The sequence below is a fragment of the Mesorhizobium sp. 131-2-1 genome, assembly GCF_016756535.1.
In the GTDB taxonomy this organism is placed as follows: domain Bacteria; phylum Pseudomonadota; class Alphaproteobacteria; order Rhizobiales; family Rhizobiaceae; genus Mesorhizobium.
The window spans coordinates 5,378,082-5,391,325 of record NZ_AP023247.1 but is presented as its reverse complement, the minus strand read 5'-3'; the positions used below and the strand labels follow the sequence as shown (position 1 = coordinate 5,391,325).

The following is a 13,244-nucleotide window of genomic DNA, read 5'->3' as shown; positions in this document are numbered from 1 at the left end:
GGCCAGCCTGAACGGGAGTCTCGATTTGGCCTTCACGCTTTCCCTCAACACCAATCCGCTGGTCAACCGCTTCGCTGATCCGGACGATCTGATCGATGCGATCGCCTATGGCATCGGCATCAGGGACGTTCAGCTCACGCATGAGTTCGTCAATCCCGGCTGGCCGGCTGCGACCATCGCGAAATTCGTCCGCCTGTTCCAGGCCGCGCTTGCTCGCACCGGCGTGCGCGTCACCTCGGGCATGACCGGCCCTTACGGGCGGCTGAACCATTTCGGTCATCCCGACGCCGATGTGCGCCGCTACTATGTCGACTGGTTCAAGACCTTCGCCGACATCTCGGCCGAACTCGGCGCCAGCGGCATGGGCACGCAGTTCGCCATCTTCACCCACCGGGACTACGACGATCCCGAGCGCCGCGCCCGGCTGCTCGACATCGCGATGGAGTGCTGGCGCGAGGTCGCCGAGCATGCCAAGGCGGCCGGGCTGAGCTATCTGTTCTGGGAGCCGATGTCAGTCGGCCGCGAATTCGGCCATACCATTGAAAGCTGCCGGGCGCTGCATGAGGAGATCGAAGCCGCTGGCCTCGCCATCCCGCTGAAGATGATGGTCGACATCGACCATGGCGACGTCACGTCGAGCAACCCGGCCGACATCGATCCCTATGCCTGGGCCGAGGCCTTCCCGAGGCAATCGCCGATCATCCACATCAAGCAGTCGTCGATGAACAAGGGCGGCCACTGGCCTTTTACCGCCGCCTACAACAAGGATGGCCGCATCACGCCGGAGAAATTCCTGGAGACGGTGCGGCGTGGCGGCGGCACCGACAACGAGATCTGCCTGGAACTGTCGTTCCGCGAGCGCGAGCCGGTCGATCACCAGGTCGTCGCCATGATCCGTGAATCGGTCGACTACTGGGCGCCGTTCATCGATGCAGGCAGGGCGGATCTGAGGGCAAAGTAAAAGGGCGCGAGCCGCTGCGGCTCACGCCCCCTTTTGAATCGGTCAGGACAGAACTCAGCCGAACTTCGGGTCGAGGCTGCCAGACTTGTAGCGCTTGGCCATTTCCGAGACCGGCAGTGGCTTGATCTTCTGCGCATTGCCGGCGGTGCCGAACTCCTCGAAGCGCTGCTTGCAGAGCTTCCTCATCGCCGCCATCGCCGGCGTCAGATATTTGCGCGGATCAAACTCCGACGGGTTCTCGGTCAGCACCTTGCGGATCGCGCCGGTCAGCGCCATGCGGTTGTCGGTGTCGATGTTGATCTTGCGCACGCCGTGCTTGATGCCGCGCTGAATCTCCTCGACGGGAACGCCCCAGGTCGGCTTCATCTGGCCGCCATACTTGTTGATGATCTCCTGCAGATCCTCAGGCACCGACGACGAGCCGTGCATGACCAGATGCATGTTCGGCAGGCGGCGGTGTATCTCCTCGATCACGTTCATGGCCAGCACCGCGCCGTCCGGCTTGCGCGAGAATTTGTAGGCGCCGTGGCTGGTGCCCATCGCCACCGCCAGCGCGTCGACATGCGTGTCCTTGACGAACTGCACAGCCTGTTCCGGGTCGGTCAAAAGCTGGTCGTGGCTGAGCGCGCCTTCGACGCCGTGGCCGTCTTCCTGCTCGCCGCCGCCGCTCTCAAGCGAGCCGAGCACGCCGATCTCGCCTTCGACCGAGACGCCGCCCCAATGCGCCATGTCGACGACGCGCCGCGTGATGCCGGAATTGTAGGCGTAGTCGGCCGGCGATTTGCCGTCCTCCTTCAGCGAGCCGTCCATCATCACCGAGGTGAAGCCGTACTGGATCGCGGTGACGCAGGTCGCTTCATTGTTGCCGTGGTCGAGATGCATGCAGACCGGGATGTCGGGGTGGATTTCGACCAGCGCGTCGATCAGCTTGGCCAGCACCACGTCATTGGCGTAGGCGCGTGCGCCGCGGCTGGCCTGCAGGATGACTGGCGACTTGGTCTCCTCGGCCGCCTCCATGATGGCGAGGCCCTGCTCCATGTTGTTCATGTTGAAGGCCGGCACGCCATAGCCGTGTTCGGCGGCATGGTCGAGCAATTGTCTCAGTGTGATGCGAGCCACCCAATAGTCTCCCGTAACTGGTTTCGAATTCGGTTGCTGGCTGTTCGACCGTCGTCCAGCCCGTCGATGCTTCTGGCCGGAATCCCGCCGGACCGCAACAGTCCGGCGCGTCGCAGGGAGCAATTCTTGTTACAGGGCGGCAATCTCCAGCGAAAGAAAATCCCACGAGATTGTCACATTATCACAGATATTTTGGTATGAATGCGACATCGGTTGCTATATATCGACAGGGGATCAAAGCACGCCAGGATCGCGGAGAGATTGCGCTATGAAGAGCGACAGCCGCCGGCAAGGCGTCATGGATTTCCTGATGGAGGCCGGCACGGCCTCCGTCGAGGATCTCGCCGCGCGCTTCGGCGTTTCCAAGATGACCGTGCATCGCGACCTCGACGAACTGGAGGAGAGCGGCTTCCTGCGGAAGGTGCGCGGCGGCGCCTCGATCCAGCCGAGCGGCCTGTTCGAGAGCGATTTCCGCTATCGGCAGAAACAGGCGATCGACGAAAAGCGACGTCTTGCCGCCGCCGCCGTCGCTATGATCGAGCCCGGCCAGACGGTGATCATCGACGACGGCTCGACGGCTGGCGGCATCGCCGGGCACCTCGCCGACCTTCGCCCTCTGACGGTCATCTCCAACAATCTTGCCGTCATCCAGGACCTTGCCGGTGTCGCCGGCATCACGCTGATCGCGCTTGGCGGCCAGTACAGCAAGAAGTTCCACGGCTTCTTCGGCCTGCTTGCCGAGGAGACGCTGAAATCGCTGCGCGCCGACGTCGCCTTCCTGTCGTCTTCAGCCATTCACGGCGCCTCGGCCTTCCACCAGGACGAGGAGGTGGTGCAGACCAAGCGCCTGATGATGGCGGCGGCCGGGCGCAAATACCTGCTGGTCGATCACGGCAAGTTCGGCCGCACGGCGCTGCATTTCCTCACCGACCTCAGGGCGTTCGACACGGTCTTCACCGGCAGCGAGCTCAGCCAGCCCGTGCGTGATGCGCTGGAGGTCGCCGGAGTCTCACTGACGGTTGTCGACGGCAAGGAATAAGGGAGCGCTACGCGTGGTCTACTGGGTCGGTACAAGCTGGAAGATGAACAAGACGCTTGGCGAGGCGCTCGACTTCGCCCAGGTGCTTGCCGGCTTCGTGCCGGGGTTCGACGGGCGCATCCAGCCCTTCGTCATCCCGCCTTTCACGGCGGTGCGCGAGGTCAAGCAGGTGTTGGCGTCGACGCGCATCAAGGTCGGCGCCCAGAACATGCATTGGGCCGATGCCGGCGCCTGGACCGGCGAGATCTCGCCGCTGATGCTCGGCGATTGCGGCCTCGATCTGGTCGAGCTCGGCCACAGCGAGCGGCGCGAGCATTTCGGCGAGACCGACCACACTGTAGGTCTGAAGACTGCGGCGGCGGTGAAGCACGGCCTAATCCCGCTGATCTGCGTCGGCGAGACACTGGCCGAGCGCGAGAGCGGCAAGGCCGATGCCGTTTTGACCGCGCAGGTCGAAGGCGCGCTGCAATTCCTCGAAGGCGAGGCGAGGGGAGCAAAAGTCCTGTTCGCCTATGAGCCGGTCTGGGCGATCGGCGACAAGGGCATTCCGGCCAGCTCCGACTATGCCGACAGACAGCAGGCGCTGATCAAAAAGGTCGCCGGCGGCCTGCTGCCTTCGGTGCCGCCGGTGCTCTATGGCGGCAGCGTCAACCCCGGCAATGCCGCCGAGCTGGTCGGCCAGCCAAACATCGACGGTCTCTTCATCGGCCGCTCCGCCTGGCAGGCGGAAGGCTACATCGACATCCTCCAGCGCGCCTCGGCGGCGATCTGAAACCATTCGACCAGGAAAGGACACGACCATGAGAATAGCCATTGGAGCCGACAGCGCCGGCAAGCCGCTGCTCGACGTTATCGCCGCCCACCTCGCCACCAAATCCGGCCTTACCGTCAGCGACCTCAGCCAGGCCGGCTACTATGCCGACCTGTCGCAGAAACTTGCGCAGACGATCGTCGACGGCGAAAACGATCGCGGCATCCTGTTCTGCGGCACAGGCATCGGCGTTTCGATCTCGGCCAACAAGGTGCCGGGCATCCGCGCCGCGCTCACCCACGACACCTATTCGGCCGAGCGCGCGGCGAAATCCAACAACGCCCAGATCATCACCATGGGCGCCCGCGTGATCGGTCCGGAACTGGCCAAGGCGATCGTCGATACCTGGCTCGCCTCGGAGTTCGACGACAAGGGTCCGTCGGCCGGCAACGTCCAGGCGATCAACAGGCTCGACGCGGCGAAGGGCTAACCCAGGCTTTTCCGGATAGCTGCGATGACGGTGACGGCCGAGGCAGCACCCGGATCGATATGGCCGAGCGAGCGCTCGCCGAGCCGCGAGGAGCGGCCCTTGGCCGCGATCATGTCCTTGGTCGCTTCCGCACCGCGCTCGGCGGCGGTCAGCGCGGCCTGCAGGCTCTCAGCCAGGCTTTGGCCGGCGGCATGCGCGGCGGCCGCCGCCTCGGCCGCCGGTTGCCAGGCATCGATCATCGTCTTTTCGCCGATCTCGGCCTTGCCGCGATCCTTGATGCCTTGCGCCATCGCCTGGACCATGGCGACCACATCGTCGGCCGCCAGCGTCGCCTTGCCTTTGACAGCGGCGGCGGCGCGCATGAAGGCGGTCGCGTAGAGCGGGCCCGACGAGGCGCCGACGGCATTGAGGAAGGATTTCGCCGCGGTGTTGAGCAGCGCCGTCGGCTCGATCGCAGAAAGGTCGAGCGCCGCCAGCGCATCGCGCACCGCCCCGAAGCCGAGTGCCATGGCAATGCCGTGATCGGCGTCGCCGATGACGCCATCGAGCCGGCAGAGCCGGTCCTTGTCGGCCTCGATCGCCGCGGCGATGGCGTCGAACATTTTTTTCAGCTCTGCCGTTCCGATGGCGGTCATGGAGAGTTCCTCAGCCGGCGCGGAACATGGCGCAGTCGCAAGGGTGGTCGAGCAAGGTCTGCAACTCGCCGTCGAGATGCTCCAGCGTCACCGAGGCGCCGGCCATTTCGAGCGAGGTGCAGTAATTGCCGACCCAGGTCGCATGCACCGAAACGCCGATGTCGTCGAGCCGCTGCTTGACTCGCCGGTTCATGATGTAGAGCTCCATCAACGGCGTCGAGCCGAGCGAGTTGACCAGCACGGCGACCTTGTCGCCGCGCGACGGCGCCATCTCGGCGAGGATCTTGTCCAGCATCTCGTCGGTGATCTCGTCGGCGGTCTTGAGCTTGCCGCGCGCGATGCCCGGCTCGCCATGGATGCCCATGCCGATCTCCATCTCGTCCGCGCCGATCTCGAAATTCGGCCGCCGTGTCTGCGGCAGCGAGCAGGGCGACAGCGCCACGCCCATGGTGAAGGTGTGGTCGTTGGCCTTGCGGGCGACCCGCTCGACCTCGTCGAAGGAGAGCATGCGGTCGCAGGCCGCGCCCGCCGCCTTGAAGATGAAGAAGTTGCCGGCGACGCCGCGCCGCTTCTGCCGCTGGTCGCGCGGCGCCGAGGCCACGTCGTCGGTGGTCAGCACCGTGCGCACCTCGATGTCGTCCATCGCCGCCATCTCGGCCGCCATGTCGAAATTCATCACGTCGCCGGCATAGTTGCCGTACATGAACAACACGCCGGCGCCGCCACTCACTGCCTTGGCGCATTCGAGGATCGGGTCCGGCGGCGGCGAGGCAAAGACGTTGCCGATGGCCGCGGCGTCCGCCAGCCCCTTACCGACGAAGCCTAGAAAGGTCGGCTCGTGGCCCGAGCCGCCGCCGATGACGAGCCCAACCTTGCCTGGCCGCGGCCCGTCACGGGCGATGATCGAGCGTGGGCTGCCGTCCACGCTTCTGAGGTGGCGAGGATGCGCGGCGAGTATCCCTTCCAGCATCTCGTCGACGGAACGGTTGCCGTCGTTGATGATCTTCTTGGTCTGCACCGGCATCCTCCCGACTTCGGTTTTTCCGGGATATTACAGGCTGTTACCGGGATTTCCACCCAGCAACGGCGCTTCACGCCGCGATCTTTTCACGCGCTGCAAGGATATGCACGCAGGCATTGGCCGCTTCCTTGCCCTTGACCTGGAAGTGCTCGAAGAAGAAGCGGTGATGCTCGGCGCTGTCGTGAAAATTATGCGGCGTGAGCACCGCCGACAGCACCGGCACGCCGGTCGCCAACTGCACGGTCATCATGCCCTCGAGGACGGCGCCGGCGACAAAATCGTGCCGGTAGATGCCGCCATTCACGACGAAGGCGGCGCCGAGGATCGCGGCGTAACGGCCGGTCTCGACCAAGGTCTTGGCATGCAGCGGGATCTCGTAGGCACCGGGCACGTCGAAGACGTCGACCGCGAAGCGGCCGCCGCCGAGAACGGCAAGCTCCGCCTCGAACGCCGTCACGCACTGGTCGACGATGTCGGCATGCCAGCGCGCCCGAATGACGGCGACGCGAACGATTTCATAGTCTTTTGGGGAATGCTGATTCATGGGTCCATCCTTCCGTTTCGAACCAGAATCAGGACGCACGATACGAAAACCCGGCCCGCGCGAGCGGCCCGTCCTTCCGTTCGTTCTCTTCCATCCGGACTGTGACCGTCGGCTCCGGAATCGCACCGGATCTGCTGACCCTTCTGTCACCGGAAGGCGCTCGCGGGCTTGGGTCGAGACCCTTACCGCCGGTGGGGACTTTCACCCCGCCCTGAGAACATTGACGGCGGTTCTTATGGAAGGACGCTGCGGCTCTGTCAATTGGCGATCACATCTCGGTCGTCATCCTAGGGCGAAGCAAGGAGCGAAGCGACGCGCGCAGACCCTAGGATCCATGCCGTGACGCTAAGGCATTGTAACGGTTAAGAATTCTGCTCCGTTGCACCCTTCGGCGACCGTCGCGGCATGGATCCTCGGGTCAAGCCCGAGGATGACGAAGCGCAGGGGGAGATCAGCCTTCACCCGCGTTCGGGGAACATCGCCTTCAGGCCCTCGCGCGAGGCCTTGGCGACGCCGCGTTCGGTGATCAGGCCGGTGACCAGCCGCGCCGGCGTCACGTCGAAGGCGGGGTTTGCCGCCGGCGTTGCTTCCGGCGAGACCCGCACCTGGGTGATCTCGCCCTTGGCGTTCTTGCCCCAGACCAGCGACACCTCGTCGCCGGAGCGCTCCTCGATCGGGATCTCGGCAAGCCCGTCGCCCACTGTCCAGTCGATGGTCGGCGAGGGCAGCGCGACGTAGAACGGCACGTCGTTGTCGGCCGCGGCGAGCGCCTTGAGATAGGTGCCGATCTTGTTGCAGACGTCGCCGTCGGCGGTGGTGCGGTCGGTGCCGACGATCACCATGTCGACCTGGCCGCGCTGCATCAGGTGTCCGCCGGCATTGTCGACGATCAGCGTGTGCGGCACGCCGTGGCCGGCCATCTCCCAGGCGGTCAGCTGGGCGCCCTGGTTGCGCGGCCGCGTCTCGTCGACATAGATATGGACGGGAATGCCGGCCTCGGTGGCGAGATAGATCGGCGCGGTGGCGGTGCCGTAGTCGACGGTGGCCAGCCAGCCGGCATTGCAGTGGGTCAGGATGTTGACCGTCTCGCCCGGCTGCTTGCGCGCCGCGATTTGCTTGATGATGGCAAGCCCGTTCTCGCCGATGGCGCGGTTCAGCCCGACATCCTCATCGGCGATCTCGGCGGCGCGCCGGTAGGCGGCCTTGGCGCGCTGTTCGGGCGGCAGCGGCCGAAGGAAGCGCCGCATCTCGTCGAGCGCCCAACGCAGGTTGATCGCCGTCGGCCGCGTCTTGTGCAATGTTTCCCAGACCGCGTCGAGCGCCGCGTCCGACGGATCGTCCGCCATCTGGATGGCGGCGCCATAGGCGGCGGTGACGCCGATCAGCGGCGCGCCGCGCACCCACATGTCGCGGATCGCGGTGGCGACGCCGGCAACCGTGCCGATCCTCTCGACGCGGAACTCATGCGGCAGCCAACGCTGGTCGATGATCTCGACGGAGCGGCCGTCATCGCTCAGCCAGATGGTCCGGTAATGGCGGTCGCCGACGTTCAAATCCCGTTCTCCTGTTCGATCAGCGCGGCCAGAGCGTTGACCTCGTCGATGCTGTGGATCTGGCGCCGGTTGACGGCGATGTGACGGCCGAACTTCAGCGCCTTCGCCTCGCATGTGGCGCGCAGGTCCTGATCGGCAATGGTCTCGAAGTCGGCATTGTGGGCGAGGCCGAGGATGCGACGGTGCACCTCGATGCCGGCAAAGCCGAGCAGGTCGGTCCAGATTTCATGCAGCATGTGGTCGAGCGCCTGCTCGGCGCCCAGCCTGTCGCCCTGATCCTCGAACAGGCTTTTGTGATAGAGCATACCGGTGCGCTCGGTGCGCCACAGCTGCGAGAACTCGGCGCGGAACACCGCCCAGGTCTCGGTGGTGACCTCGAGCAGATAGGTGCGCATGGCGTCGCGCTTGCCCTTCTCCTCATGGCCGCGCTGCGAGAAGAAGGCCATCCAGAAATTGGCGAGCAGCATGCCGACGTCGAAGGCGACCGGGCCGTAGAAGGCGAACTCGGGATCGATCATCCGGGTTTCTTTGTCGGTGACCATGATCGAGCCCGAATGCAGGTCGCCATGCAACAGCGTTTCGGCGTTGGCGGCGAACAGATGCTTCAGCCGCTGCGCCTCGACCTTGAGGTCGCGGTCGGCGCGCAATTCGGCGACCAGCCCATCGAGCTGCGGGCTGGTGTGACGGTTCATCTTGGCGTCGAAATAGGGGTCGGTGAACACCAGGTTCTCGGTGATGTCGCAAAGCTCGACATTGTCGGCAAACAGCGCCAGGTCCGCCTTGCGCTCCCGCGTCACCATCGACAGGTCGGAGCCGCGGAACAGGGTGCGGGCCATGAACAGGCCGATGTCGCGCGCAATGTTCGGCAGCTGCCGGCCCTCGATCAGCGCGCGCCTGAGGATGATGTGCGGCGACAGGTACTCCATGACGATCAGCGCCTGGCTTTCGTCGAAATGGTGGATCGCCGGCACCGAACCCGGCGCCCGCGCCTGCTGCCTCGTCAGCGCGTGATACTCGAAGAAGGAGCGCTTCAACGGCAGCGGCCAGCTGTCGCCGACCAGCCGCACATAGGGCAGGGCCTGCTTGACGACGACCGCGCCTTTGTCGCCCTCGACGATGAACACCAGGTTCAGATTGCCGTCGCCGACCTCGCGCACCCTCCAGCTTCGGGTGTCCTTGCCGATCTGCGCGGTGACGGCCTCGTTGGCGCCGAGGCGCGCCGGCAGCGTTTCGACCGATAGTGCTTCGAAGGGCAATTTCCCAGTCATCCTCACCTCTCCCGCTCAGATGCTCAAATCATAGAGGAGCCATGGCGGCGGGGCCAAGCTAGGAAGCATGCTGGCAATTGTCAATCGTGTTGACAATTGCCGATCTAGCCCATAGCGTCAGGGTCAGGGAGGAATGAATGGGCACTGATGCCGTGTTCCGCGTGGACGGCTTAAGGAAATCCTTTGGCCATATCGAGGTGCTTGGCGGCATCTCGCTCGAACTGCATGCGGGCGAAGTCACCGTGCTGATGGGCGCCAACGGCGCCGGCAAATCCACCCTGGTCAAGATCATCAGCGGCGTCTACGAGCGCGGTGGCGGCACGATGCAGCTCGCCGGCCAGGACTTCGCGCCGAACACGCCGGCCGAGGCGATCCGCGCCGGTGTCGTCACCGTGCATCAGAATATCAATGACGGCGTCGTCGCCGACCTCGACGTCGCCACCAACCTGACGCTGGACCGCTTGAGCGGCAGCGGCGTGCCGACGTTCTTCAATCCGGGCCGGGTGCGCCGCGAGGCCAAGGTGGTCGCCGATCGCATGGGGCTCGCCATCGACCTCAAGGCCCGCGTCAGCGACCTGTCGCTGGCCGACCGCCAGATGGTGGCGATAGCTCGGGCCATGGCGCACCGGCCGAAAGTGCTGATCCTCGACGAGCCGACCTCGTCGCTGTCCAGTGCCGAGGCCGACCGGCTGTTCCAGCTGATCGACAGGCTGCGCGAACAAGGCGTGGCGATCCTCTACATCTCGCACCGCATGTCCGACATCCGCCGCCTCGCCGACCGCATCGTCTCGATGCGCGACGGCGTGGTGAGTGGCGTGTTCGACAACAAGCCGCTCGACTACGAGGGCGCGGTCAACGCCATGCTCGGCCGCAAGATCCATCTCGACCGTGTCGTCGCCAGGAATTCGGCGCACCCGGTTCTGACCGTCGACGGGCTGCGGCTGGCGCCTGGCGCGCGGCCGTTCTCGCTGACGCTTGGCGCCGGCGAGGTCGTCGCCGTCACCGGGCTCGTCGGCGTCGGCAAGACGGCGTTGGCTGAGACCTTGTTCGGCGTGCGCCGGCCACTGTCCGGCGCCATGACCATGGACGGCAGGCCATACGCCCCGTCGTCGGCCGGCGAGGCGATTGCCGCCGGCGTATTCCTTGTCGCCAAGGACCGCGCCACCAGCGGCATCGTCGGCGACTTCAACATCGAGCGCAACGTCAGCCTGCCGTTCCTCAAGCGCATGTCCGGCCTTGGTGTTCTCAAGCGCCGCATCGAACGCGCCGCCGCCCGTCGCCAGATCGAGGAACTCGCCATCGTCTGCCGCTCCGAGAAGGACGAGATGGGCGCACTCTCCGGCGGCAACCAGCAGAAGGTGATGGTCGGCCGCTGGATGTCGCAGCCGGCCAGGCTCTTCATCCTCGACGAACCCTTCCAGGGCGTCGACATCTCGGCTCGCCGCGACATCGCCGCCAAGCTTCGGGCCAGCGCCGACGGCCGCGCCACGCTGCTCTTCGTCACCGAGCTCGACGAGGCGCTCGAGACGGCCGACCGCATCCTGGTGATGTCGGAACAGACGATCGTCGGCGAGCATAGGAACGAAGACATCGATCTCGAGCGGCTGCTTGCCGAAGTGGCCGGCGGCCCGCTGCACAGCGCGGCGTGAGAGCATGGACAGGAATGGAGCGGGCATGAGTTGGACTGACACGGCGACAGCGCCGGAGTGCGCTGCATGATGGTGCGTGACCATGCCATCCGCTACGGCTTCATCGTCCTTCTGTTCGGCCTGATCGCCTATTTCGCGGTCGCCGCCGACGGCTTCGTCTCTCCGCAGAGCGCGGTCTTCATCTTCCAGTCGGTCGCCATCACCGGCGTGCTGGCGCTTGGCGTCACCGCCACTTTGGTCGTCGGCGGCTTCGACCTGTCGATCGGCTCGGTCGCCACCAGCGCCATGATGGCGGCCGCCTATGTCATGGTGGTGCTGGAGCAGAACGCTGTCGTCGCGGTCGTCGTCTGCCTGCTCATCGGCGCCGTCGTCGGGCTGATCAATGGCTGGCTGATCGTCTACATGCGGGTGCCGGACCTGCTCGCCACGCTCGGCATGATGTTCCTGCTCGTCGGCCTGCAGCGCATCCCGACCGAAGGCCGCTCGATCGCCACCGGCATGACCATGCCCGACGGCTCGGTCGCCAACGGCAAGTTCGGCGAGGCCTTCCTGGCGCTCGGCCGCCATCGCTTCGATTTCTTCGTGCCCAACCTCGTTCCGGTGTCGGTCGTGGTGCTGATCGTGCTGGCGCTGCTGATCTGGTTCTTCCTCGAATACACGCGCTTTGGCCGCATGATGTATGCGGTCGGCAGCAACGAGCGCGCCGCCGAGCTCGCCGGCGCGCCGGTCAAGGCCTACAAGATCTGGGCCTATGTCATTTCGGGCGTCTTTGCCTCGATCGGCGGCATCCTGCTCGCCGCCCGGCTCGGCCGCGGCGACATCGCCTCCGGCAACAATCTGCTGCTCGACGCGGTGGCGGCAGCCCTCATCGGCTACGCGGTGCTTGGCGCGGCCAAGCCCAACGCCTTCGGCACGGCCGTCGGCGCCGTGTTCGTCGGCGTGCTGCTGCAGGGCCTGACGATGATGAACGCGCCCTACTACACGCAGGATTTCGTCAAGGGCGGGGTTCTCGTCGTCGCCCTTGTCTTCACCTTCGCCCTTTCCGGCAGGGGCAGGAAATAGGATTTCGACCGGTCAAAACAGTGGAGGAAAACGACATGAACATCACAAGAAGACTTCTAGGAAAAATGGCGCTAGGGCTTGCCGGCGCCACGATGCTGATGCAGGCCCCGGCGCTTGCCGCCGACAAGCCGGCGCCCTTGGACAAGCCTGGCGTCAAGATCGCGCTGGTGCGCTATCTGTCGACCGGCGACTTCTTCCAGGCCTATCTCTCCGGCGTCGAAGCGCAGGCCAAGGCGCTCGGCGTCGACCTGCGCGTGCTCGACAGCCGCCAGGACGCGGCCCTTCAGGCCGACATGGTCGACCAGGCCATCGCGCTCGGCGTTCAGGGCATCATCATCCAGCACGGCCTGACGGAATCGATGAAGGACGCAGCCCAGCGCGCGGTCGACGCCGGCATCAAGGTCGTCGCCTTCGACGTCAATGTCGAGAACCCGAAGATCCCGCAGATCGAGCAGTCCGACCGCGACCTTGCGCGGCTGGCGCTGGAGCAGGCGGTCACGGATAATGGCGACAGCTGGAAGGCCGGCTATGTCTATGTCGCCGGCATCGCGCCGCTCGACCGCCGCAACGAGACCTGGGTCGACGTCAAGAAGAAGCATTCGGGCATCAGCGAGGTCGCCATGTTCGGCACGCTCGACAACCCGATCGCCAACTCCGTCGCCAACCAGGCGCGTTCGGTGCTGTCGGCCCATCCCGATATCAAGGTGATGTTCGCGCCCTATGACGAGTTCGCCAAGGGCGTGAAGATCGCGGTCGACGAGGCGGGGCTGAACAAGGACATCAAGATCTATTCGGCCGACATCTCGACCTCGGACATCTCCGCGATGCGCGAGCCGGACAGCGCCTGGGCCGCCACCGCCGCCACCAACCCGGCCGTCGTCGGCCAGGTCTCGGTGCGCGCGCTGGCGCAGCTATTGGCCGGCGAGGATCCCGGCCACAACGTCATCGTGCCGCCGACGCTGATCACCCAGAAGGAGCTTGTCGACAAGGATATCAAGAACATGGAGGACCTGTCGGCCAAGCTGCCGCAGTTCGCCCATGCCGATGTCGCGATGCCCGCCTGGATGCCGAACCCGAACGCCAAGTGACCTCGGCCTATCGGCAAAGAGAAAGGAGCGGCCCGCGGGCCGCTCTTTTTGTTCGTCCATCCGA

13 protein-coding genes and 1 riboswitch are annotated in these 13,244 nt (G+C 65.4%); of the genes, 7 read left to right on the top strand and 6 right to left on the bottom strand.

Annotated elements, in window-relative coordinates:
* Window positions 1-25 precede the first annotated feature (25 nt).
* Window positions 26-961 (top strand): sugar phosphate isomerase/epimerase family protein, encoded by a 936-nt coding sequence (locus JG743_RS26235; protein ID WP_202294149.1) that lies wholly within the window; start codon window positions 26-28, stop codon window positions 959-961.
* Window positions 962-1,015: 54 nt separating this feature from the next.
* On the opposite strand, the gene fba is transcribed toward JG743_RS26235, so the two are convergent.
* Entirely contained in the window at window positions 1,016-2,080 is a 1,065-nt protein-coding gene (gene fba / locus JG743_RS26230; protein WP_202294145.1) for a class II fructose-bisphosphate aldolase, read from the bottom strand.
* A 268-nt stretch (window positions 2,081-2,348) separates the two neighbouring features.
* Here fba and JG743_RS26225 point away from each other — a divergent pair, with 268 nt between their 5' ends.
* The 3 genes from JG743_RS26225 to derI are packed head-to-tail and all read left to right on the top strand — an operon-like array spanning window position 2,349 to window position 4,360.
* Window positions 2,349-3,119, top strand: coding sequence for a DeoR/GlpR family DNA-binding transcription regulator (locus JG743_RS26225; RefSeq protein ID WP_202294142.1), 771 nt, complete (start codon window positions 2,349-2,351; stop codon window positions 3,117-3,119).
* A gap of 13 nt (window positions 3,120-3,132) precedes the next feature.
* The gene (locus JG743_RS26220; protein WP_202294139.1) at window positions 3,133-3,891 is read left to right on the top strand and encodes a triose-phosphate isomerase; all 759 of its coding nucleotides are present in this window, start codon (window positions 3,133-3,135) and stop codon (window positions 3,889-3,891) included.
* Window positions 3,892-3,919: 28 nt separating this feature from the next.
* Window positions 3,920-4,360: a D-erythrulose-4-phosphate isomerase gene (derI, locus tag JG743_RS26215; RefSeq protein WP_202294136.1), complete on the top strand. Its 441-nt coding sequence runs from the start codon at window positions 3,920-3,922 to the stop codon at window positions 4,358-4,360.
* Here derI and dhaL read toward each other — a convergent pair.
* The 5 genes from dhaL to mtnK form a co-directional block, all read right to left on the bottom strand.
* Window positions 4,357-4,995 (bottom strand): dihydroxyacetone kinase subunit DhaL, encoded by a 639-nt coding sequence (gene dhaL / locus JG743_RS26210; RefSeq protein WP_202294133.1) that lies wholly within the window; start codon window positions 4,993-4,995, stop codon window positions 4,357-4,359. The genes derI and dhaL overlap by 4 nt on opposite strands.
* Window positions 4,996-5,005: 10 nt before the next feature.
* Window positions 5,006-6,019, bottom strand: a complete 1,014-nt coding sequence (locus JG743_RS26205; RefSeq protein ID WP_202294130.1) for a dihydroxyacetone kinase subunit DhaK — start codon at window positions 6,017-6,019, stop codon at window positions 5,006-5,008.
* 67 nt (window positions 6,020-6,086) lie between these two features.
* Entirely contained in the window at window positions 6,087-6,560 is a 474-nt protein-coding gene (locus tag JG743_RS26200; RefSeq protein WP_202294127.1) for a 6,7-dimethyl-8-ribityllumazine synthase, read from the bottom strand.
* 78 nt (window positions 6,561-6,638) lie between these two features.
* A riboswitch (FMN riboswitch) is annotated at window positions 6,639-6,783 on the bottom strand.
* A 235-nt stretch (window positions 6,784-7,018) separates the two neighbouring features.
* Complete coding sequence (mtnA, locus tag JG743_RS26195; protein WP_202294124.1) at window positions 7,019-8,113, bottom strand: S-methyl-5-thioribose-1-phosphate isomerase; 1,095 nt, start codon at window positions 8,111-8,113, stop codon at window positions 7,019-7,021.
* A complete protein-coding gene (gene mtnK, locus JG743_RS26190) occupies window positions 8,110-9,381 on the bottom strand; it encodes an S-methyl-5-thioribose kinase (RefSeq protein ID WP_202294121.1) in 1,272 nt (423 codons plus the stop codon). Before mtnK ends, mtnA begins: the two co-directional genes overlap by 4 nt.
* 137 nt (window positions 9,382-9,518) lie before the next feature.
* Between mtnK and JG743_RS26185 the strand changes: the two genes are divergently transcribed.
* The 3 genes from JG743_RS26185 (at window position 9,519) to JG743_RS26175 (ending at window position 13,180) form a co-directional block, all read left to right on the top strand.
* Window positions 9,519-11,030 carry a sugar ABC transporter ATP-binding protein gene (locus tag JG743_RS26185; RefSeq protein ID WP_202294118.1) on the top strand — a complete coding sequence of 504 codons (1,512 nt, stop codon included), beginning with the start codon at window positions 9,519-9,521 and terminating at the stop codon, window positions 11,028-11,030.
* 66 nt (window positions 11,031-11,096) lie between these two features.
* Window positions 11,097-12,092, top strand: a complete 996-nt coding sequence (locus JG743_RS26180; protein ID WP_202294115.1) for an ABC transporter permease — start codon at window positions 11,097-11,099, stop codon at window positions 12,090-12,092.
* A 35-nt stretch (window positions 12,093-12,127) separates the two neighbouring features.
* The gene (locus tag JG743_RS26175) at window positions 12,128-13,180 is read left to right on the top strand and encodes a substrate-binding domain-containing protein (RefSeq protein WP_202294112.1); all 1,053 of its coding nucleotides are present in this window, start codon (window positions 12,128-12,130) and stop codon (window positions 13,178-13,180) included.
* The last annotated feature ends 64 nt before the right edge of the window (window positions 13,181-13,244 follow it).